22 protein-coding genes are annotated in these 21,449 nt (G+C 28.7%); 19 read left to right on the top strand and 3 right to left on the bottom strand.

The genetic code is table 11. The features are described from left to right. Positions 1 to 109: 109 nt before the first annotated feature. From fsa to L6653_RS07400, 8 genes are all read left to right on the top strand, one after another. Positions 110 to 757: a fructose-6-phosphate aldolase gene (gene fsa, locus L6653_RS07435; protein ID WP_236786364.1), complete on the top strand. Its 648-nt coding sequence runs from the start codon at positions 110 to 112 to the stop codon at positions 755 to 757. Between the two features lie 361 nt (positions 758 to 1,118). Next, entirely contained in the window at positions 1,119 to 2,186 is a 1,068-nt protein-coding gene (locus tag L6653_RS07430) for a BMP family lipoprotein (protein WP_236786361.1), read from the top strand. An 18-nt stretch (positions 2,187 to 2,204) separates the two neighbouring features. Further along, on the top strand, positions 2,205 to 3,704 hold the full coding sequence (locus tag L6653_RS07425; protein ID WP_236786360.1) for an ABC transporter ATP-binding protein: 1,500 nt from the start codon (positions 2,205 to 2,207) through the stop codon (positions 3,702 to 3,704). Beyond that, on the top strand, positions 3,691 to 4,746 hold the full coding sequence (locus tag L6653_RS07420) for an ABC transporter permease (protein ID WP_236786358.1): 1,056 nt from the start codon (positions 3,691 to 3,693) through the stop codon (positions 4,744 to 4,746). Before L6653_RS07425 ends, L6653_RS07420 begins: the two co-directional genes overlap by 14 nt. Next, a complete protein-coding gene (locus tag L6653_RS07415; RefSeq protein ID WP_236786355.1) occupies positions 4,743 to 5,651 on the top strand; it encodes an ABC transporter permease in 909 nt (302 codons plus the stop codon). Before L6653_RS07420 ends, L6653_RS07415 begins: the two co-directional genes overlap by 4 nt. Position 5,652: 1 nt before the next feature. After that, a complete protein-coding gene (locus tag L6653_RS07410) occupies positions 5,653 to 6,435 on the top strand; it encodes a nucleoside phosphorylase (RefSeq protein WP_236786353.1) in 783 nt (260 codons plus the stop codon). Next, entirely contained in the window at positions 6,426 to 7,208 is a 783-nt protein-coding gene (locus L6653_RS07405) for a nucleoside phosphorylase (protein ID WP_236786352.1), read from the top strand. Before L6653_RS07410 ends, L6653_RS07405 begins: the two co-directional genes overlap by 10 nt. Then, on the top strand, positions 7,192 to 7,926 hold the full coding sequence (locus tag L6653_RS07400) for a GntR family transcriptional regulator (protein ID WP_236786350.1): 735 nt from the start codon (positions 7,192 to 7,194) through the stop codon (positions 7,924 to 7,926). The genes L6653_RS07405 and L6653_RS07400 overlap by 17 nt, the downstream gene beginning before the upstream one ends. A gap of 423 nt (positions 7,927 to 8,349) precedes the next feature. Here L6653_RS07400 and L6653_RS07395 read toward each other — a convergent pair whose 3' ends face one another. Next, positions 8,350 to 9,084 carry a GntR family transcriptional regulator gene (locus L6653_RS07395; protein WP_236786348.1) on the bottom strand — a complete coding sequence of 245 codons (735 nt, stop codon included), beginning with the start codon at positions 9,082 to 9,084 and terminating at the stop codon, positions 8,350 to 8,352. 168 nt (positions 9,085 to 9,252) lie between these two features. On the opposite strand from L6653_RS07395, the gene L6653_RS07390 reads away from it, so the two are divergent. From L6653_RS07390 to L6653_RS07360, 7 genes are all read left to right on the top strand, one after another. Continuing rightward, complete coding sequence (locus L6653_RS07390; RefSeq protein WP_236786346.1) at positions 9,253 to 10,293, top strand: zinc-dependent alcohol dehydrogenase; 1,041 nt, start codon at positions 9,253 to 9,255, stop codon at positions 10,291 to 10,293. An 11-nt stretch (positions 10,294 to 10,304) separates the two neighbouring features. Further along, a complete protein-coding gene (locus L6653_RS07385) occupies positions 10,305 to 11,294 on the top strand; it encodes a TRAP transporter substrate-binding protein (RefSeq protein ID WP_236786344.1) in 990 nt (329 codons plus the stop codon). Position 11,295: 1 nt separating this feature from the next. Next, complete coding sequence (locus L6653_RS07380) at positions 11,296 to 11,769, top strand: TRAP transporter small permease (protein ID WP_236786342.1); 474 nt, start codon at positions 11,296 to 11,298, stop codon at positions 11,767 to 11,769. Then, positions 11,762 to 13,021 carry a TRAP transporter large permease gene (locus L6653_RS07375; RefSeq protein ID WP_236786341.1) on the top strand — a complete coding sequence of 420 codons (1,260 nt, stop codon included), beginning with the start codon at positions 11,762 to 11,764 and terminating at the stop codon, positions 13,019 to 13,021. The genes L6653_RS07380 and L6653_RS07375 overlap by 8 nt, the downstream gene beginning before the upstream one ends. Positions 13,022 to 13,033: 12 nt before the next feature. Beyond that, positions 13,034 to 14,296 (top strand): 3-oxo-tetronate kinase, encoded by a 1,263-nt coding sequence (otnK, locus tag L6653_RS07370; RefSeq protein ID WP_236786339.1) that lies wholly within the window; start codon positions 13,034 to 13,036, stop codon positions 14,294 to 14,296. Positions 14,297 to 14,298: 2 nt separating this feature from the next. Further along, positions 14,299 to 14,820 (top strand): class II aldolase/adducin family protein, encoded by a 522-nt coding sequence (locus tag L6653_RS07365; RefSeq protein WP_236786338.1) that lies wholly within the window; start codon positions 14,299 to 14,301, stop codon positions 14,818 to 14,820. A gap of 308 nt (positions 14,821 to 15,128) precedes the next feature. After that, entirely contained in the window at positions 15,129 to 15,338 is a 210-nt protein-coding gene (locus tag L6653_RS07360) for an SdpI family protein (RefSeq protein ID WP_236786336.1), read from the top strand. Between the two features lie 56 nt (positions 15,339 to 15,394). Here the strand turns inward: L6653_RS07360 and ald are convergent, their stop codons facing one another. Then, a complete protein-coding gene (gene ald / locus L6653_RS07355; protein WP_236786334.1) occupies positions 15,395 to 16,507 on the bottom strand; it encodes an alanine dehydrogenase in 1,113 nt (370 codons plus the stop codon). A gap of 64 nt (positions 16,508 to 16,571) precedes the next feature. Next, positions 16,572 to 17,384: a Cof-type HAD-IIB family hydrolase gene (locus L6653_RS07350; RefSeq protein WP_236786332.1), complete on the bottom strand. Its 813-nt coding sequence runs from the start codon at positions 17,382 to 17,384 to the stop codon at positions 16,572 to 16,574. A gap of 139 nt (positions 17,385 to 17,523) precedes the next feature. Here L6653_RS07350 and L6653_RS07345 point away from each other — a divergent pair, with 139 nt between their 5' ends. From L6653_RS07345 to L6653_RS07330, 4 genes are read left to right on the top strand one after another with little or no spacing between them, the layout of a single operon-like run. Then, positions 17,524 to 19,407 carry a BglG family transcription antiterminator gene (locus L6653_RS07345; RefSeq protein ID WP_236786330.1) on the top strand — a complete coding sequence of 628 codons (1,884 nt, stop codon included), beginning with the start codon at positions 17,524 to 17,526 and terminating at the stop codon, positions 19,405 to 19,407. Between the two features lies 1 nt (position 19,408). Then, the gene (locus tag L6653_RS07340; protein ID WP_236786328.1) at positions 19,409 to 19,753 is read left to right on the top strand and encodes a PTS lactose/cellobiose transporter subunit IIA; all 345 of its coding nucleotides are present in this window, start codon (positions 19,409 to 19,411) and stop codon (positions 19,751 to 19,753) included. A 22-nt stretch (positions 19,754 to 19,775) separates the two neighbouring features. Beyond that, positions 19,776 to 20,045, top strand: a complete 270-nt coding sequence (locus L6653_RS07335; RefSeq protein WP_236786326.1) for a PTS sugar transporter subunit IIB — start codon at positions 19,776 to 19,778, stop codon at positions 20,043 to 20,045. Between the two features lie 55 nt (positions 20,046 to 20,100). Continuing rightward, positions 20,101 to 21,375: a PTS sugar transporter subunit IIC gene (locus tag L6653_RS07330; protein WP_236786324.1), complete on the top strand. Its 1,275-nt coding sequence runs from the start codon at positions 20,101 to 20,103 to the stop codon at positions 21,373 to 21,375. The last annotated feature ends 74 nt before the right edge of the window (positions 21,376 to 21,449 follow it).

Raw genomic sequence — 21,449 nt, 5'->3', positions numbered from 1 at the left:
TTGAAATTTACTAACTAATTTTAGTTTATCATGTTTAAGAAAAAAATAAAATTTTTGAGAAAAATAATTGGGTATAAGATAAAAAAGAATAAAATAAAAGGAGTAATAAATGAAATTTTTTCTAGATACTGCAAACGTTGATCAAATAAAAAGAATAAATGATTTGGGACTTTGTGATGGTGTTACAACAAATCCATCACTTATAAAAAAAGAAGGAAGAGATTTTAAAGAAGTCGTGACAGAAATTTCATCAATTGTTGACGGACCAATTTCTGCTGAAGTTACAAGCTATGATTATGAAGAAATGGTAAAAGAAGCTACAGAAATTTCAAAATGGGCAGAAAATATTGTAGTAAAAATTCCTATGACAGAAGACGGATTAAAAGCCATCAATACCCTTTCAAAAAAAGGAATAAAAACAAATTGCACCCTAATTTTTTCAGTAAGTCAAGGGCTAATGGCAGCAAAAGCTGGAGCAACATATATTTCTCCATTTGTAGGAAGAATAGATGATATGGGAGAAGACGGGGGAGAATTAATTTATAATTTAAAACAAGTTTTAGATAATTATGGACTTGATACACAAATAATTGCTGCATCAATCAGAACCAATAAACACCTAGAAGATGCAGCCTTGGCAGGAAGTCATATAGCAACAATCCCAGGAAAATTATTTGAAAAATTGTGGACCCATCCACTAACAAGCCAAGGAATAGAAAATTTCAAAAAAGATTGGGAAGATTTTATAAAAAGATAAAAACTGTAAGTAGATTAAGAAAAAATATGCATGAAACTAAACTCTATAATAAAAAAAGGAATGTCTATTAAAAGAAGATGGATATTCCTTTTTTAGTATAGAATTTTATTAATTAATTTAAATACTTATATTTCATATTAGGTGAATATTACTTATTAATACAAGTGAAATAATATAAACATTTTCCTAAGTTTTAATATTAAGTATAAAAAAAATCGATGTTTTTAATAGATTACATTTTATTTATGCATTAATTTTAAAATAAAATTGACAATCAATAGTATAGATGATACCATTAAATAAACGTACAATAAATAACTTGTATATACAACATTAAATCGTTTTCAAGGAGGTTTGAGAAATGAAAAGGATTTTGTCTAAAGTTTTTATGTTACTATTAATCGTTGGATTAACATCAGGATGTGGAGGGAAAAATGATACTGGATCAAATGAATCAAAAAATAATACTAAACCAATAAAGGTTGGATTGGTATCATCAAGTAGTGGATTTGGAGATGGAGCTTTTAATGATTTGACATTAAAAGGAGTTGAAAAAGCAAAAAAAGATTTTGGTATCGAGTATGATAAAGTACAAATAAAAGCAGTTGGAGATGTAGAATTATCTTTGAGAGATATGGCAGCAACAGGTGACTATGATTTAGTTATTGGATTAACTTATGAAGCTATTCAGGCTATGGAAAAAGTAGCTAAAGAATTTCCAAATCAAAAGTTTGCTTTGATAGATAGTTCTGTAAAAGAAGATAATGTTGTAAGTTATATGACTAAAGATGAGGAAGCATCATATTTGGTTGGTGTGGCTGCAGCTGGTATGAAATCACATTATGAAGATTTCGATCTTTCACAAGATAAAAAGTTAGGTTTTATAGGTGGGGTTGATGCTCCAAATATAAGAACATTTTATTCTGGATATGCAGCAGGTGCTAAGAATATAGATAAAGAAATAGAAGTAACAGCTGATTTTGTAGGTGGATTTACAGATGTAACTACAGCAAAAGAAATTGCAAAATCTATGAATCAACAAGGAATGGATGTAGTATTCCATGCATCTGGTATGAGTGGAAATGGATTATTCCAAGCGGCTAAAGAAAATTCAACTTATGCTTTTGGAGTAAATATAAATCAAAACTCAGTTGAACCTAAGGTAATTGTAGGTTCAATGATTAAAAATGTAGATGTTGAAGCTTATAATGCAATAAAATCTGTTGTAGAAAATAAGTTCAAGGGAGAAATAATTAAACTTGGATTGAAAGAAAATGGTGTAGATTTAGTTACAGATGGATCAGAAGTAAATCTACCAGAAGATGTTATTAAATCAATTAAAGAAAGCAAAGAAAAAATAATAAAGGGAGATATAGAAGTTCCTGCAAATATGGACGAATTGAAAGAGTTTGAAAAATCTTTAAAATGATAGGATGTAATTATGAGCATGGCAGTTGAAATGAAAGGCATTAGCAAAAGTTTCAACGGAAAGATTGCGCTAGATAGTGTTGATTTTTCTGTGGAAAAAGGTGAAATTCATTGTCTCTTAGGAGAAAATGGAGCAGGTAAAACAACTTTGATGAATGTTCTATTTGGAATATATAATAGCGATGCTGGCGAAATAAAACTATATGGAAATAAAGTAGATATTAGGAATGCACGAGATGCTTTTCATAATGGATTAGGTATGGTCCACCAACATTTTATGCTGGTAGAAAATATGACTGTTTTACAAAATATAATTTTGGGTCAAGAAATAGGGAAATACAAAATTGATTACAGTCAAAATAAAAAGAAAGTGGAAGAAATTATTAATAAATATGGATTAGAAATAAATCTTGATGAGAAAGTTTCAAATCTTTCAGTAGGCTTAAAACAAAGAACCGAAATAATCAAAGCTTTATATAGAGGTGCTGATATTTTGGTTCTTGATGAACCTACTGCAGTACTTACTCCTCAGGAAGCTAATCAGCTTATGAAAGTTCTAATAGGATTACAGAAAAATGGAATGACCATTATTTTTATAACTCATAAGTTAAATGAAACAATGGAAATTGCAGACACTGCTACTATATTAAGAAATGGTAAATTAGTAGAAAAATTAAGTATAAAAGATGTTGATGCAAAAATACTAGCAGAAAAAATGGTTGGTCATGAAATTGCGGAAACAAGTCAATTAAAAGATGTTTCCAAAAATAAACTTATATTTAAAATTAATAATTTAAAATTATTAGAGAATTCTATAGAAAATATTTTCTTAGAAATTCATAGTGGCGAAATACTTGGAGTGGCTGGAGTTGATGGTAATGGTCAAATAGAGCTTGAAGAGATGATAATGGGCCTTAGAGATACTATAGAAGGAGAAATTTTCTATGATAATAAAGAGATATCATCAATGAAAACTATAGAACTAAAGGATCTTGGTATAGGCTATATACCATCGGATAGATTTAAACGAGCAATTTTACCAGACATGAATTTGTATGAAAATATGCTTTTAGGAAATCAAAATAATAAGAAATTAATTAATAATCGCCTATTAAAATATGATAGTATAAAGAATTTTACAAGTGCATCTTTAGAAAAATATAATGTAAAATTTTCAAATATGGAACAAAATGTAGGAGGCTTATCTGGAGGTAATCAACAAAAGTTAGTTGTTGCTAGAGAAATGAAAAATAATAGTGAATTTTTATTAGCTGCACAGCCATCACGTGGTCTAGATATAGGAGCAATTCAATTTATTCATGAACAGTTTATTCAGATGAGGAATAATGGTAAAGCAATTTTATTGATTTCAGCAGATCTAGATGAGATATTGAAAATTTCGGATAAGATAGCTGTTCTCTATAAAGGTGAAATAATGGATGTAGATAAACGTGAGAATTTTACAAAAGAAAGGCTTGGTCTATTAATGGCAGGAAGGAGAGATTATGAAAAAGTTTAGTAATTTAATTTACAAAGCGAAAAAATCAATAATTATTTCCTTGTTATCAATAGCTTTATCAATAATTATTTCTTCCATACTTATACTTGCTGTCGGAAAATCTCCAGTATTGGCATTTGATTCATTGCTTAAAGGCGCTCTGGGTTCTCCTATCGCTATTGCAAATACTCTTAACAAATCTGTACCACTTATAATTGCAGGCTTGGCATGTGCAATAGCATTTAAAGGTGGAATGCTAAATATTGGAGTTGAAGGACAATTGCATATAGGAGGAATATGTGCTTTTATGGTTACTTATTTTATGCCTAAAAGTTCACCAGGATTTTTTGTAATTGTTTTGGCAATTATAGCTAGTGTTTTGGGTGGAATGTTATGGGCATCTCTAATAGGAATTTTAAAAGTTAAATTGAGAGTAAATGAAGTAATTATTGCAATATTGTTAAATTATATTGCAATAGAATTAGTATCTTATCTTATTAATTATCCCTTTGTATCCCCAAAAAGACTTCCTGAGACATCAATAGTTCTTGATAAATTCAGGTTTACAAGCTTAATGAAATCAACTCAATTCTCAACTAGTATATTTATAGCTTTGATATCTATTATGCTTGTTTATTTTATTATTAATAAAACTGTATTTGGATATGAAGTTAAAGCTGTTGGAGATAATATTTCAGCTGCTGAAGCAGGTGGAATTTTAGTAAATAAAACTGTTATAAAGACTATGATGATTTCCGGAGCAGTAGGTGGATTAATAGGTGCTACAGAGCTTTTAGGTACTTATGGAAAATTATATGATGGTTTTTCTGGTAACGTTGGTTTTACCGGTCTTGCAGTTTCAGTATTGGCAGGAAATAATCCTATTGTAATAATTTTATCGGGATTGTTGTTTGGTATTTTAGATTCTGGTGCTAGATTGATGAATATTAGAGCAGGATTATCAGCAAATATGGTTGTAGTTATACAAGCATTAGTTATATTTTTCATAGCTACACCAGGAATATTTGATTTTATATTTACAAAAAGGAGGAAAAATAAATGAATTACTTTTTCTCGGCTGAAACTTTTTTAATGATATTAAGATTAGCAGTACCTCTTATATTGGTATCATTGTCAAGTACTCTATCTGAATTGTGTGGAGTAATAAGTTTAGGAACAGAAGGATTAATGCTTATAGGTGCATTTGGCGGAGTTGTAGGATCTTATTATTTTAACAATCCAGTTTTAGGGATTATATGTTCAATGTTATTCGGTATGATTTTGGCTTATTTATTTTCTATACTATGTATAAAATTTAAAGCAAATCAAACGGTATGTGGAGTTGGTATGAACTTATTTGCTCAAGGATTTAGTGCTGTTGGAACTTATATAATTTGGGGACAAGAAGGTATTAGCGAGAAGGTAAAACAGCTAAACCTTATATCTATACCTTTATTAAAAAATATTCCTATACTAGGTTTTATTTTTAATAAGCAATCGCCAGTATTTTTCTTGACTATACTTTTATCATTTTTAATTTGGTATGTACTTAAGTATACAAAAACGGGTCTACACCTAAAGGCGATAAGTGATGAACCTACTGCTGCTAATACTGTAGGAATAAATGTTAAAAAATACAGATATGTAACGATGATAATATCAGGACTTCTAGCCGGTTTAGGTGGGGGATATTTATCAATTGTTCAAAATAATGTTTTTGTAAATAATATGACAGCTGGTAGAGGATTTTTGGGAGTAGCTGCAAATATATTTGGAGGTTGGGCACCGATAGGATCTGTACTTTCAAGTTTTATATTTGCAATAGCTCAAGCTATAAGATTTAAGCTAGTAGGCCTTAGTATACCAGATCAATTTGTTCAAATGGTACCTTATTTGATTACAATATTTGCTTTGATTTTCTTAGCAAATAGAAAACAAGCTCCAAAAGCATTAGGAAAGATAGATTAATATGGATAGAACTTTACACATAAAATTAAATAAAGACGATGTTGGAAAATATGCAATAATACCTGGGAATCCAGATAGGTGCGAAAAAATAGCTAAACTTTTGGAAAATCCAAAAAAGATTCAATCTAATAGAGAACATACTACTTATGAGGGATATATAAATGGAGAGAAAGTTGTAGTATGTTCAACAGGAATGGGAGGTCCATCTGCTGCTATTTGTATGGAGGAGTTATATAGGTGTGGAGTTGATACATTTATTAGAGTAGGAACTTCTGCTTCAACAAGTAGTAAAGTAAAAAGAGGAACAATAGTAATACCAAATGCAGTAGTTAGGATGGAAAATACAGGTTGCCATTATTTGCCACTTGAATTTCCTGCTATTGCAAATTTTGAATTGATAAAAATTTTAGAAGAAACTTCATTAAGTTTAGGATATGACACAAAAGTTGGAATTAGCATAATTAAAGATTCTTATTTTACCGAAGTAAGTCCTCTTAGTAAGCCAGTTGGATATGATATTTATAACAGATGGGTTTCCTATGAAAAAGCAGGAGCACTAGCAACTTCTATGGAATCAGCAACACTTTTTTTGATAGCTAATGCATATAATCTAAGAATGGCAACAGTATTAGTATCAGCAACAAATTATAATGATGAAACATCTGAAGATACTAGCATAAATGGATATCCTTTTGAATGCGAAATGAGAGCTTGTTTAGTAGGAGTTGAGGCAATGAAGAAAATAATAGAAATAGATAAAAAAGGAGAAATTAAATGCAAATAGAAAAAACTTTACACATAAAATTAAATTCAGAAGATGTAGGCAAGTACGCGATTGTTCCTGGAGATCCAGCAAGGTGTGAAATAATTGCTAAATTTCTTGATAATCCAAAAAAAATACAACAAAATAGAGAACATATAACTTATGTAGGATATTTGGAAGGAGAAAAGATAGTTGTAACATCTACAGGAATGGGAGGACCATCTACAGCTATATGTATAGAAGAACTATATAAATGTGGAGTTGATACATTTTTAAGAATAGGTACAGGAGCATCAACCAGTTCAAAGGTATCAAAAGGTGATGTGATTGTAATAAATGGCGCAGTAAGGATGGAAGGAACAGGATTACATTATTTACCTATGGAATTTCCAGCTGTTCCAGATTATAATTTTACAAAAAAACTTGAAGAAACATCTTTGGATTTGGGGTATACTACTAATGTAGGAGTAACAATAACAAAAGATTCTTTTTATACCCAAATAGAGCCTGAAACAAAACCAATAGGTTATGAACTAATCAATAGATGGAATTCTTATGTAAAAGGTGGAGCCATTTGTACAGCTATGGAAGAAGCAACACTATTCTTAGTTGCGAGCTCTTTAAATGCTAGGGCAGCGTCTGTTCTAGTTTCAGCAACAGATTATGTAGGTAAGGTTTCAAGCGATATTTCTTCAAAAGGATATCCTTCTAATTATATTGAAAGAGCAATTAGGGTTGGAATTGAATCTTTAAGAAAAATTATACTTGAAGATAGAAATGCAAAAACTGAGTGAGAAAAGTAATAGTAAATCTTTAAAATATGTAGAAACTTACGATAAAATTCGTGAACTAATCAAAAACAATAACTTACAAGCAGGAGATACAATACCTGGGGAAAATGATTTATCAAAATTATTTAATGTTAGTAGAGGGACTGTGAGGCAAGCAATAGCGCTTTTGCAAGAAGATGGTCTTATATACAAACAACAAGGATATGGAAATATAATATTAGATCCCAAAAAATTGGAAAATAAAGGTTTAGAATCTATAAATGAGCCAATTTTTGATTTTAATAAAGTTGAATATAGTAAAATAGATTTTAAAGTTGAATTTCAGCCTGCTAGCGAAAAAATGAAAGAAATTTTCGAAGAAGATAGCAACTTTATAATTATGCTAATAAATGTTAAGTATTATATTGAAGATAAGGTTGCTGCCTTATTAATGTATTTTATAAATTTTGATGATGCTAAGGAATATGATTTAAACTTAAAATCTGAATATGATTTAAAAAAATTTATTGATAAAATATTAATTGATAAAATCATTAATAGTGAACTAGAGTTTCAAGGATTTAAATCTAGAGAATCTACAGCAAACAAGATGAATATAAACGTTGGTAAATATGTCTTATATTTTAGTGAAATTATGAAAAAAGAAAATAATAAAGTGTCTTTATATAGAAGAAGCTACTTTATACCAGAATACTTTAATTTTAAATTAATTAGAAGTTAAAAATAATAAAAGTATAAAAACCAATAATGGTTTATGATTTAAATTAATAAGACTGATTTCAACATTAAATAAATATTTAAAAGTGAATGCTTACCTATATTCTAGGTGGCATTCATTTTTTTTGCAAATATGTTTTAAATAGTTTTAAACTAAATTTAGTATTTTATATGTAAATTAGTATTTTTATTAGAATTTTTCAATATCAAAAATATAGTAGAATTTAAGAAAAAGATATAGATTCTATAGACTCAAATATAATAGTAAGAAACTAGTATCTAATGGGATAATTTTGATATAAAATCATACCAATAAACTTAAAAATAGAATCTTAATTATTAATGCATAAGAATAACAGCGATTTTAATAGAAACTGGTTATAGTGTTACATAATTTTAAAAGTTATTGTAAATCGTAATAAGATTTCTATTTAGCAAAAATATAAAAATTAGAATCAAGAATAAGTGGTATCATTCTGTTTATATCTTCTTTCATTTGATCATAAGCAACTGTTGATAGGTGGTGTTTAATTGAGAAAAAGATTGATTCATGAAATTTTATGCTATCTTGTAAAAATTCTTTAATATTTATATTTTTTTGGTTTTTTGCTATGAAGTTTAGCATATAGTACCTATATCTTAGTCCAATATCGAATGTAACTTTAAACATTTGATTTAGGTACTTATTTTCATTTCCTATAACAATGAACTTGTGAAATTCTATTTCATTTTCAATATATTTATTTATCAAGTCTGAGCTTAAATTATCAATATCACAAGATTTTTTTATATTTGAAGTTAAAATTTCGAGTTTTTCAATTTGTTTATCATCAAAATTTTTTGCTGCTATCATAGCACAATATGGTTCTATTGCCATTCTAGAGTTATAGTATTGGTTTAAATGATACATATTTAATTCGGAAACTTTTGTAAATTTTTCATTATCATCTTTTGTAGCCAAACCAGACTTTATTAATTTTTTTATTGCTGCGTTAACAGGAGTTCTTGAAATATTAAAATTATTAGATATATTAGATTCATTTAAAATTGTTCCAGGTTTTATTTTTAGTTTTATAATTTGTTCTGATAATATTTTATAAGTCAGATCAGAGTAGTTAGTAAAAGGATTTTTATTTATATATTTATCAAATTTTTCTTTCATATTTCCTCCTAATTATTGTTTTTATTTATAAGCAAATAAGGTTATTTAAGCAAATCTAGATTATTTTAATATGCAAAAAATAAGTTACAGAAGATATAAAGATTATTTTTTGATGAAAACGATTTTTTTATTTAGAATATAGTTAAATAATAATATAAGGAGGAAAATATGTCAAAAAAAATGAAAGCAGCAGTGTTAGTTGATACAGGAAAAATTGAAATAAAAGAAAATGATATTCCTGAAATAAAAGATGATGAGGTTTTAATAAAAGTAAAATATGCTGGAGTTTGTGGATCAGATTTACACTTATTCAAAGGTAAGCATCCGTTTAGAAAACCTCCTGTAGTTTTGGGTCATGAAGTTGTTGGTGATGTTGTAGAGATTGGTAAAAATGTAAATAAATTTAAATTAGGTGACAAGGTTACTGTTGAACCTCATAAGGGATGTGGCCATTGTGAATACTGTGAAAAAGGTCTTGTTAATTTATGTTTAAATAAATCTGCACCAGGAACAGGTGATTGGACAGGTACATTTGTAGAGTATTTTAATGCTCCTGAAAAATATGTTCATAAGGTTAAAGACGATGCAAGTTATGAAAGTGCAGTCTTGGCAGAGCCTGCAGCAGTTTCAATTCACGCATTAAATAGGTTTGAAAGTCATGGGGATACGCTAACCATAATTGGTATGGGCAGCATTGGTTTGTTGGCATTAAAAGTAGCTAAAAGCCAAAATCTTTATAAAAATATAATCTGTGTTGATTTAGATGAATTTACTTTAAAAGAAGCTAAAGAAAATGGTGCTGATTATATTATTAATCCATCAAAAGAAAATATGGTAGAAAAAGTTTTAAGCATTACCAATAATGAAGGTTGCGAAAATATTTTGCTAAGTACAGGATACCCAAAAATTTTAACTGAAGCTGGTAAGATTGCAAAGAAAAGAGGACAAATAGTTTTAGTTGCAATGATAACTGATGATATACCATATTATAGTTATGATTTAGTATTTAAAGAATTAAAATTAATAGGAGCTATGACCTATACTAGTAAAGATTTTGAAGAGGCAATTGAACTAATTAATAATGACATAGGCTGGGAATCTTTTGTAACTAAAAAATATCCTATAGATGAAAGTCAAGATGCACTAGAATTATTAAGAGATAGAACAGAAGATACTGTAAAAATTTTGATCGATATGAACCTTAAATAAAGGGGTTAATTATGAAAAAGAAACATGCTCTTTATAGTTTAGTAATAATATTTTTATCACTTTTCTTTGTTTCATGTGGAAATAAGGAAAAGGATGTTAAAGTATTAAAGCTATGCCATATTCAATCTGAATCTGATTTATGGCATAAAGCTAGTTTGAAATTTAAAGAAGAAGTTGAAAAAAATTCTGATGGTAAAATAGAAGTTAAAATTTATCCAAACTCAACCTTGGGTGGAGATAGGGATATAGTTGAGGGAATGCAAATAGGATCTATTGATATAGGATTAATAGCAGGAGTACTAAGTAACTTTGAACATTCTTTCAATTTATTAGAAATACCTTATATTTTTGACGATGAAACTCATTATAAAAATGTAGTAAATGGTGAAGTTGGTCAAATAATGTGTGATAGATTAAGAGAAAAATCAGGAATAAGAGTTTTAGATTTTTGGGATAGGGGTCCTAGACATATTAGTTCAAACAAAGAAATAAAGAACGTTGATGATATAAAAGGATTAAAAATTAGAATTCCAGAAATTGAAGCAATGAAAGTTGTTTGGGAAGGCTTAGGAGCATCTCCAACAACAATGGCTTGGGGTGAAGTTTATACTGCTTTGAGTCAAAACGTAATTGAAGCTGAAGAAAATCCTATTCCATTTATGTTTAGTGGAAGGATGCAAGAAGTTCAATCCAATATATCATTAACAGCACACAAATATGAATATGTAACATTTTCATTTAGTGAATCAACTTGGAAATCTTTAAATAAGGATGAGAGAAAAATAATAAAAGATGCTTCTAAAGTAGCCACAGAATATCAAAATGAAGAAGTTAAAAAAGTTACAGATGAAATGTTAAAACAAATGCAAGAAGATGGTATGAAAGTTACTGAACCTGATAGGGAATCATTTAGAAGTAAAGCTATGCCAATAGCAGAGAAATATGCAAATTCAATTGATAAAGAATTATATCAAAAGATTTTAGAAAGCAAAGGAAATTAGTATGAAAAAAACTTTAGACTTAATCCAAAAGTTAATAAATATTTTCTTATCTGCGGCTATATTTGCAATGACTTTAATTATTTTTCTTCAAGTTATATCAAGATATATATTTAATAGTCCTCTTGTTTGGTCAGAAGAGTTGTCAAGATATTTATTTGTTTGGATTTCATTTTTAGCAATAGCTGATGCAGTTAGGACAAAAAGTCATATAGCATTAAGTATTTTAACAGATAGAATGAGTGAAGATAGAAAACAAATAGTTTCTAGGTTAAATTATAGTTTAACTTGTATTATTGGAGTAATAATAACATATGGAGGAATTGTTTTAATGAATCTAGGAGTTCATCAAAGCTCTGCCACATTGGGAGTTCCTATGTTTTTAGTCTATTTAGTAATTCCAGTTTCAGGTGTACTAATCAGTATATTCTCTATTGAGAAGATATTTACAAAAGAAGGGATGGTAGATAATGATTAATAATATTTTGCTGATTTTAATATTCCTATTATTCTTATTTTTAGGATTGCCAGTTGGATTTGCAATAATTTTATCTACTTTATCAGGCTTAATTATTCAACAAGAACCTTTAGCTTTAATTTCTCAAAGATTTTTTACAGCAATTGACTCATTTTCTTTAATGGCTATACCATTATTTATGTTTGCAGGATCAATAATGAGTAAGGGAACTATTACCAAAAGGTTGATAGATTTTGCTTTGGTAATTTTTTATAAATCAAGAGGAGCTTTGGCAAAGGTAGTAACTGTAACTGGAATAGTTATGGGAGGTATCTCAGGATCAGGAGTAGCAGATACTGCGGCTTTAGGTTCAATACTATTTCCAGAAATGAAAGATAGAAATTATGATCAAGGATTTTCTGCAGCAGTAATTGCATCATCAGGAAGTATTGGTTTGATAATTCCTCCAAGTATTGCCCTAATTGTATACGGAGTCAGCACTCAAACATCAATTGGTGATTTGTTTATGGGAGGATTAATACCTGGTGTTTTAATAGGCTTATGTTTTTTACTATATTGTCACTTTGTTGCAACAAAAAACAATTACCCTAAAGAAAATAATATTAGCAAGGAAGAAAAAATTAAAAAATTTAAAGATTCGATTTTTGCACTATTTATGCCTATAATTATAATTGTAGGGATCAGAGGAGGAATATTTACTCCTACAGAAGGTGGAGCAATTGTATCAATGTATGCACTAATAATTAGTATTTTTGTATATAAAGATATAAAATTAAAAGATTTAAAATCTATATGTCTTGATGCAGCTTTATCTACCGCAGTAATTACTTTAATTATATGTGCAACAAGTGCTTTGACTTGGTTTTTGGCATCAAATGAAATTCCTCAAAGAGTTTCAATGTATATTATATCTTTAACAGATAACAAATTATTATTAATACTATTGATGTCAATTTTACTATTAATTGTAGGAATGTTTATTGATAGCAGCCCTGCAATAATGATGTTATCACCAATTTTATATCCAATAGCTAGTTCAATTGGAATAAATCCAGTGCAATTTGGTGTTTTTATGGTAATTTTACTAACAGTTGGCTTACTAACTCCCCCTGTTGGAACAGCTTTATATGTTGTAAGTAATATATCAAAAATATCAATAGAAAAGATTTCAAAATCATTAATGCCATTTTGGTTTATTATGGTTGGTATTGCAATTTTTGTAGCCTTATTCCCTATACTAACATTAAGTTAAAAGGAGGATTAGATGAGTATATTATTAGGTGTGATAGCAGATGACTTTTCTGGTGCTAGTGATGCGGCCTCATTTTTTGCGGAAAATAAAATCAGGACAGTTTTAAGTAATGGAGTACCTGATGAAAATGATGATAATTTAAATAATATTCTAAACAAAGATGCGGTACTTGTAATAGCGTTAAAAATTAGAAGTGAGAAAAAAGATTTAGCCTTAGAAAAAGTAAATAAGGCATATGAGTATCTATGTAAAAAAAATACTGAAAAAATATTTTATAAATATTGTTCTACATTTGATTCTACACCAAAAGGAAATATAGGGCCTATTACAGACTTTTTATTAGAAAAAATGGATCAAAAATATACAATTCTAGAACCAGCTTTACCAGTAAATGGAAGAGAAATAAAAGATGGGAAGTTGTATGTAGATGGTCTGGAACTTCATAAAAGTCATATGAAAGACCATCCATTAAATCCAATGTGGGATAGTAGAATTAGTGAACTTATGAAAGATCAAGGAAAGTATAAAACAATAAATATTTCTAGAGATCTTTTAAATAAAGGAAAAGAAGAAATAATTAAGATATTTGAATCGAAAAAAGATCGAAAAGAGAAGTTTTATCTTGTTCCAGATTATTTTGAAGAAGGTGACGATGACCTTATCATAGATGCTTTTGGTGATTTAAAATTACTAACTGGTGGAAGTGGATTGAATACTGCGATTTCTAAAAAAATTAAAAGAGAAAAAGACATAGATAAATTTGATTTAGAAAGCAAAAATAAAGGAAAAATAATTTATATAGTAGGTTCTTGCTCAAAAATGACCCTAAAGCAAATTAATAATTTTAAATTTAACAAGGTTAAAATAGATATCGATAGTTTGATGAAAGAACCAAGTGCATATATAGAAAAACTATTAAAAGAAGTTGATGACAAAGTAATGTTTTATAGTAGTGATGATGCTGTTACTTTGGATAAATTACAAAAAAAATATGGTCAAGAAAAAATAACTGAAAACTTAGAAAAAGTATATGAATCATTAACAAAAGAAGCACTTGAACAAGATTTTAAGAACTTTATTATAGCCGGAGGTGAAACTAGTGGAGTTGCAACATCTACTTTAGGTTTTAAAACTTATTATATAGGTGAGAGTGTTGCAGCTGGAGTTCCGATTTTAATGCCAGTGAATGATGATAAAGTAAGACTGGTTTTGAAGTCAGGTAACTTTGGTAAGGAAGATTTTTTCAATAAAACTTATGAGATGATAGTAGGTTAAAAATGAAAGAAAAAGATTTAAAAGATTTAATTTGGGTTTCAAAGGCCTTGTTTGATAGAAATAAAGTATCAGGTTCGACAGCAAATATTAGTTTTAAAGATGAAGATTTAATATATGTGTCAAAAACAGGCTCATGTTTTGGAAATATGGATGAAGATAGTTTTTCTGTTTTAAAAAATGATAAGGTTATTTCTGACAATAAACCAAGTAAAGAATACCCAATGCATAAATTATTATACGATATTGACGAGAAATATAAGTGCGTAATTCACACTCACAGTACTTTTATAACATATTGGTCTTGTGTTCTAGAATCTGAAGGTAAAACCATTGACTTAAAGTGTAAGACCCCATATTTAAAAATTAAAGTTGGAGATTTGGGTTGGGTAAAATATAAAGATCCAGGTAGTCAAGAACTTTTTGATGAACTAAAAACAAGTATTGATAAAAATATAAGGGCATATGTTATGGAAAACCACGGAGTGATTGTAGTAGGAGAAAGTATTGAAGAAGCTTTTACATGATTGAAGAAATTGAAGAATCAGCAAAAATGCTTTTTACTAAGTTTAAAATAAATTTATAAGAAAATGATTTAAAGAGGTAGAATATAAGGAAAATATTCTGTCTTTTTTCAAAAAATAAGTATTTTAAATTTTTATTTTTAATTAATGTAATATTTTGGGTATAAAAATTATAAGAAATGTGGAGGTCATATGTATTTATTAATTATAAGTCTGATAATGCCGATAGCCTTCTTTTTATGTATTTTTTCTTAAAATATAAGGCGAATAAAAAAATAAATCGATGGTCGGGGTTTAGAACTAGACTTTCTATGGAAAGTGAAGAAAATTGGAAATTTGCAAATAATTATGCTGGAAAGCTATCTTTAATTTTTGGGATAATCAGTATGGCTATGACTCTTTTTGTTATTTATAAGTATGAATTAAATGATAAAATTGTCTTGATTTTAACTGGCATTCAAATTTTATTTTTGATTTTGATTAGTGTGATTACTGAAATAAAATTGTATAGAAAAAAATAATGGAGCTGTTTGTAAATGATTATTAATCATAGATTTACAACAGCTCCATTATTTTATTATTTAATATTTAATTCTTTATATTCCAAGCCTGTATCTTCGGCAACTCCCTTGTTTGTTACGTATCCATCGTAAGTGTTTATTCCTGAAATTAATTCTGGTGATTTTTCGCAAGCGTTTTTGATTCCGAGATTTGCTATTGTTTTGATATATCTTGTTGTTGCATTTGATAGGGCGTAGGTTGATGTGATTGCTACAGCTCCTGGGATATTTGCAACTGCGTAGTGGATTACTCCGTGTTTTACAAAAATTGGATCTGAGTGGCTTGTTGCATGTCCTTTTGTAATATCTGTTGAACCACCTTGGTCAATTGCAACGTCGACTATTACTGATCCTTCTTTCATTTGTTTTACCATATCTTCTTTGATAAGTTGTGGAGCACGTCTACCTGGAATTAAAACTGTAGAAATAACTAGGTCAGCATCTCTTACAGATTCTTCAATATTGATTGGGTTTGAATAAACTGTTTCAATTTTATCTGGAAGTATATCTTGCAAATGACTTAAAGCGTCAATATTTACATCTAAAACTGTAACTCTTGCTCCCATACCAACGGCAATTTTTGTAGCTCCAGTTCCTACAGTTCCTGCACCAACAATTACAACGTGAGCAGGTCTTACTCCTGGAACTCCTTGAAGTAAAATTCCTCTGCCCCCTTCAGGTTTTGTCAAATATCTTGCCCCTTCTTGAACTGCCATTCTTCCTGCAATCTCACTCATTGGGGTTAGAAGAGGTAATTTATTGTCAAGTTTTACAGTTTCATATCCTATTGCTGTAACTTTTTTATCCACCAATTCTTTTGCCAATTCTTCATTGCCTGCAAGGTGAAGGTAGGTATATAAAATCATTCCTTCTCTTAAATATTTATATTCTTCTTTTAATGGTTCTTTAACTTTGTAAATTATATCTGCATTTTCCCAAATTTCTTTTGCAGAATCTACAATTTTTGCACCAACATCTTCATAATCTTTATTTGTAATACCAGAATTTAATCCAGCATTATTTTCAATAATAACCTCATGACCTGCTTTTACGAGTTCAGCAACAGCACCCGGAACGGTTGCAACCCTGGATTCTTGGTCTTTAATCTCTTTTGGAACTCCTATTATCATATTTCCTCCTTATATTTTATAAACATCTCTAATAAAATATACCCAAAATTATATAAAAATATTATTATTTATCAAAAACAAAATTTTCTAAATAATAAGCTATTCCGTCCTCATCATTTGATTTAGTAATAAAATCAGATTTTTCTTTCATAAAATCACTTCCATTTTCCATAACTACACCAACACCTGCCATTTCAATCATGGTTAGGTCGTTTTCTTCATCACCAAAAGCAATAACATCTTTCATATCCATATCAAAATATTTGGCGATTTCTTTTAGACTTTCACCCTTATCGATTCCCTTAGGCATAACTTCATAGAAATATGGGGTGGACTTAACTTGGGCTGTTTTTTCAAAAAATATATCCTTTAATTTTTTTGCATCCTCATCAATTAATTCTGGATCTTGAGAAAATAAAATTTTATTTGGGGAAAAATCCAAACTATAAGCCAAATCATCAATAACTTCATAATGGGTAAAGGCCTTGTCGCAAATTTCTTTTAAAGTATAAGTTTCCTCTGAACTTGTAACAACACAATCGTCAGTGTAGAGGATGTAGTGCATTTTAAGATTTTTTTCAGCAAATTGCAAAATCTCTTTTGCAAGATTAATATCCATAGGATGGTTAATAATGACTTCTTTAGTTTTATAATTTGTAATTCTTCCCCCATTAAAATTAGAAAGAAGACCACCATACTTTTCAAATTCCAAAATATCAGCAAAAGGAAAAACCCCAAGCGGATCACGGCCTGACGCAATTACAACAATATGGCCAAGTTCTTGAGCCTTGATCAAAGCATTTTTTGTTTTTTCAGTAATTTCCCTTTTAGAATTTAATAAAGTTCCATCTATATCAACTGCAATAATTTTTTTCATACTAACTCCTTTTTCTATTCTTTTATAATTATATTAGATAAAATTTTTTATTCAAAAAGAAACTTCCATAACTATAAAGAAAATGATTGTGTGGAGGTTTTTTTCTCTAATAATTATAATATATTTACGAGGTGGTTAAATGATTGAAACAAGAATTAAGCAAATATTCGACTACTTAACTTTAGACTATGATTATCACACCTCTAAAGAAATAGGCGAGGAAATGGAATTATCTTCAAAAACTATAAGAAAAGAGATAAATCACTTGAACTCAGTAATTAAAGATAAGGGGGCGATAATAGAGTCAAAGCCAGGTGTTGGTTTTATTTTTATAATAAAAGATGAAGAAAAGTTTAAATTATTTTTGAAAAATGACTGGTATAAATACGCTTATTATCAGCAAGAAGATGGAGATAAAAATCTACGACATGAAAACATTCTAAGATTGTTTTTATTTTCAAACTCATATATCAAGCAGTATGAATTGGCAGAAGTATTTCATGTAAGTGAGTCGCAAATTAATAAAGATATACCATATATAAGGCAATTACTTGAAGGCTATGGAATTAATTTGATATCAAGGCCATACTACGGCATGAAAATAGAAGGTAATGAGAGGAATATTAGACTAGCAATAAAAAATGAAATTGGCGAGGATCCTATTTTATTTGAAGATGATAAAAATAGAGATCTATTTATAGAAATTCAAAAAGTTATAGAAGACATAGACTTTGGGGAAGACTACCATATGCCTTATGTTAGTTTCAAAAATCTTGTTATACATATCTATATATCAATTTTAAGAATAAAACAGAAAAAATATATCATATCTTCTAAGGATTTTGAAGAAAAAATCATATCATCAGAAGAATTTAAAATTGCAAATGATATAGTGCATAAACTACAAGAAAAATTAAAGATAAAAATTCCAAATCAAGAATTAACCTATATAGCCATGCACTTAATAGCTAAAAACACAATATCAAATCAAGAAAAATTATCAAATGAAATACTGGAAATATCACAAGAAATAATAGATGAAATTTATAAAGTATCAAAATATGATTTCAGGGAAAATATAGATTTTTATTTTTCTCTAGCTATGCACTTAGGTCCATTAATAAATAGGATAAAATATGGATTTGACATGAAAAATCCTGTTCTCAGTGATATAAAAGAAAATCAAGTTGCTTTTTTTATAGCAACTATAGCATCAAATGTTATAAGCAATCATTATAATACAAGGCTATCAGAAGATGAAATAGGCTATATAGCCTTACATATTATGACAGCTATGAAATACAATCCTTATCAAAAAAAAGACATATTAGTTGTATGTGGTTCTGGAAACTCAAGTGCTCAAATCATGAAAAGTCAGTTAGAGTCAAGGTTTTTTAAGCAGATAAACAAACTGGATTTAACGGATGTATCTAAAATAAATAAATATGATTTAGATTCTTATGACTTTATAGTCTCATCAATAAATTTAGATAAAAAAACAAAAACGCCAATTGTCAATGTAGATATACTTTTTAAACAAAAGGATATTGTTAATATTCAGAAGGAATTAAAAAGAGGTGGGACAGAAGAAATAGTTAAAATATTTAATAATTCTGTATTCATAAGGGATGTAAATATTAAAGATATGGATGAAGCCTTTGAAATAATTTCTAACAAAGCACACAAGCTAACAGAACTTAGTAAGGGTGAAATAATTTCTCAAATTATACAAAGAGAAGCCTTAGGTTCAACTGCATTAGTAAAATATGTGGCCTTGCCACATATTCTTCAGCAAGTGGATACAGAGAGTTTTTCAGTAATACTAATAGCAAAAAAACCTTTTATTTGGGATGGTGAAGAAGTACAGCTTATATATTCGCTATTTGTTGGTAAAGAACCAGGAGATATGTCATTATATTACGAAAAATTGGGGGATTTTCTAGTAAATAATAAGGCTATTACTAAGGCGATTAAAGTAAAAAATACTACAGAATTTATGAATATTTTTATCAAAGGAGATTAGTATGGATAACCAACAAATGTATGAAATAGCTTTTCAAATTATAGTACACGCTGGAGAATCAAGATCTTTATCAAGTGAAGCGATTGATAGGGCAGAAAATTATGATTTTGATGAAGCAGAAGAGCTACTTGGAAAAGCAAATGAGGAGTTTTTAAAGTGTCATCAAATCCAAACAGATATGTTAACGAGTGAATCAAATGGCGAAAAAAATGAGATAAATATTATGTTTATTCACGCTCAAGACCATTTGACGATGGCAACTTTGGCAATGGAAAATGCAAAGAGATTTATAAAGCTATATAAAAAAATGGAGGGAAAAAATGAAAAAAGTAATATTGCTATGTAACGCAGGTATGAGTAGTTCTTTAATGGCAAAAAAAGTATCAGAATATTTTGCTTCAAATGGGACAGACATAAAAGTAGATGCTACAACAACAGCAAACTCAGAAGAAGTATTTGAAAATAAAGACTACGATATGATTTTAGTAAGCCCACAAGTGAGAATGCTATATGAAGAATATAAGACAAAAGCGGTAGAAACAGAAAAAAAGATAGCTCAAGTAACTGTTGATGCATATTCACCAACATTAAATGGAGTTAAAAAAATGGCGGATTTAATATTATCGTCAAACATGTAATTATGAGTGAAAAATTAATTAAATTTATACAAATATTTAAAGTAGGAGATGTATTATGTCAAATAAGTATTCCGTGACAGATGTAGTGTCTAAAAAAATAATGCCAGTAGCTGAGAAAATTGAAAATCAAAAACATATTCAGGCGATAAAAAATGGAATGATAGCAATAACTCCAATTATAATTGTAGGATCAATTTTTTTGTTACCTATGGCTATAATGAATCTGTTAGGTGATGGTGTATTTTACGATTTTATTTCGAAAAATATTGCAATATTAACTTATGGAGTTGATTTTACCATGGGATTGCTATCACTGTATGCAACGTATTTCATTGCTAATAGTTTGGCTAAAAGTTATAAACTAAAGTCAAATCAAGTTGCAATTTCTTCTATAATAACTCACTTGATATTAACTAGTGTTATTAAAGATGGCAAGCTTGATATTGCTTATTTAGGTTCAGAAGGATTATTCACAGCTATTATTTCCTCAATTATCACTGTAGAGTTATATAGATTTTGCGTAAATAAAAATTTATATATTAAGTTACCAGATAGTGTACCGCAAATGGTAGGAGATAGTTTTTCTTCTTTAATACCAATTTTTATAACTGCAGTTGTTGCTGTTATAATAAGCAGAGTAACTTTTTATTTAACTGGAAGTATTGTTCCTGAAGCCTTAAAGAAAATGCTAGCACCAGCTGTTACAAGTATGGATTCACTTCCTGCTATGTTGATAATAATTTTTATAACACAGCTTTTTTGGTTTTTTGGTCTTCATGGACCATCTATTACATCATCTGTTTGGGCACCTTTTGCAATTCAATACGGAGCAGCTAATGTAGCAGCTTATGCAGCTGGTCAAGAAGTTAATCATATTTTTACTTTTGGTTTTTACTTCGCTATATTATCAGTAACTGGATCGGGTCTAACATTGGGATTAAATTTGATGATGTTAAAAGCAAAATCAGAAACATACAAATCAGTTGGTAAAGTAAGTTTAATACCATCTTTATTTGGAATAAACGAGCCATTAATTTTTGGAACCCCTATATTGTTAAATCCATTTATGTTTATACCATTCGTGTTTGGACCATTAATAATAACGTTTATAACTTATTTTAGTATGTCTACAGGATTGGTAGGTAAACCAGTTGCTGAGCCACCAGGATTTCTTCCTCCAGGAGTAGGTGCATTCATAATGACTCTAGATATAAAGTCAGTAATCTTAGTTGCTGTAAATTTAGTTGTTATGGCTTTGATTTATTATCCGTTTTTTAAAGCTATGGATAAAAATCAATTTAAAATAGAAAATCAAGAAAAAAATTCATAATAATTTAACGATGTAATAACATAGATATTAAAAATTTAAAAATATAATAAGAATTTATATAATTAATAAAAAGG

The sequence above is a fragment of the Anaerococcus ihuae genome, assembly GCF_928368155.1.
Taxonomy (GTDB): domain Bacteria; phylum Bacillota; class Clostridia; order Tissierellales; family Peptoniphilaceae; genus Anaerococcus; species Anaerococcus ihuae.
This window is presented reverse-complemented; position numbering and strand designations above follow the sequence as displayed.

What these genes read in the sequence shown, in the direction of transcription:
- fsa (WP_236786364.1), top strand. Translation starts at nt 110, where the DNA reads ATGAAATTTTTTCTAGATACTGCAAACGTTGATCAAATAAAAAGAATA.
- L6653_RS07430 (WP_236786361.1), top strand. Translation starts at nt 1,119, where the DNA reads ATGAAAAGGATTTTGTCTAAAGTTTTTATGTTACTATTAATCGTTGGA.
- L6653_RS07425 (WP_236786360.1), top strand. Translation starts at nt 2,205, where the DNA reads ATGGCAGTTGAAATGAAAGGCATTAGCAAAAGTTTCAACGGAAAGATT.
- L6653_RS07420 (WP_236786358.1), top strand. Translation starts at nt 3,691, where the DNA reads ATGAAAAAGTTTAGTAATTTAATTTACAAAGCGAAAAAATCAATAATT.
- L6653_RS07415 (WP_236786355.1), top strand. Translation starts at nt 4,743, where the DNA reads ATGAATTACTTTTTCTCGGCTGAAACTTTTTTAATGATATTAAGATTA.
- L6653_RS07410 (WP_236786353.1), top strand. Translation starts at nt 5,653, where the DNA reads ATGGATAGAACTTTACACATAAAATTAAATAAAGACGATGTTGGAAAA.
- L6653_RS07405 (WP_236786352.1), top strand. Translation starts at nt 6,426, where the DNA reads ATGCAAATAGAAAAAACTTTACACATAAAATTAAATTCAGAAGATGTA.
- L6653_RS07400 (WP_236786350.1), top strand. Translation starts at nt 7,192, where the DNA reads ATGCAAAAACTGAGTGAGAAAAGTAATAGTAAATCTTTAAAATATGTA.
- L6653_RS07395 (WP_236786348.1), bottom strand. Translation starts at nt 9,084, where the DNA reads ATGAAAGAAAAATTTGATAAATATATAAATAAAAATCCTTTTACTAAC.
- L6653_RS07390 (WP_236786346.1), top strand. Translation starts at nt 9,253, where the DNA reads ATGTCAAAAAAAATGAAAGCAGCAGTGTTAGTTGATACAGGAAAAATT.
- L6653_RS07385 (WP_236786344.1), top strand. Translation starts at nt 10,305, where the DNA reads ATGAAAAAGAAACATGCTCTTTATAGTTTAGTAATAATATTTTTATCA.
- L6653_RS07380 (WP_236786342.1), top strand. Translation starts at nt 11,296, where the DNA reads ATGAAAAAAACTTTAGACTTAATCCAAAAGTTAATAAATATTTTCTTA.
- L6653_RS07375 (WP_236786341.1), top strand. Translation starts at nt 11,762, where the DNA reads ATGATTAATAATATTTTGCTGATTTTAATATTCCTATTATTCTTATTT.
- otnK (WP_236786339.1), top strand. Translation starts at nt 13,034, where the DNA reads ATGAGTATATTATTAGGTGTGATAGCAGATGACTTTTCTGGTGCTAGT.
- L6653_RS07365 (WP_236786338.1), top strand. Translation starts at nt 14,299, where the DNA reads ATGAAAGAAAAAGATTTAAAAGATTTAATTTGGGTTTCAAAGGCCTTG.
- L6653_RS07360 (WP_236786336.1), top strand. Translation starts at nt 15,129, where the DNA reads ATGGAAAGTGAAGAAAATTGGAAATTTGCAAATAATTATGCTGGAAAG.
- ald (WP_236786334.1), bottom strand. Translation starts at nt 16,507, where the DNA reads ATGATAATAGGAGTTCCAAAAGAGATTAAAGACCAAGAATCCAGGGTT.
- L6653_RS07350 (WP_236786332.1), bottom strand. Translation starts at nt 17,384, where the DNA reads ATGAAAAAAATTATTGCAGTTGATATAGATGGAACTTTATTAAATTCT.
- L6653_RS07345 (WP_236786330.1), top strand. Translation starts at nt 17,524, where the DNA reads ATGATTGAAACAAGAATTAAGCAAATATTCGACTACTTAACTTTAGAC.
- L6653_RS07340 (WP_236786328.1), top strand. Translation starts at nt 19,409, where the DNA reads ATGGATAACCAACAAATGTATGAAATAGCTTTTCAAATTATAGTACAC.
- L6653_RS07335 (WP_236786326.1), top strand. Translation starts at nt 19,776, where the DNA reads ATGGCAAAAAAAGTATCAGAATATTTTGCTTCAAATGGGACAGACATA.
- L6653_RS07330 (WP_236786324.1), top strand. Translation starts at nt 20,101, where the DNA reads ATGTCAAATAAGTATTCCGTGACAGATGTAGTGTCTAAAAAAATAATG.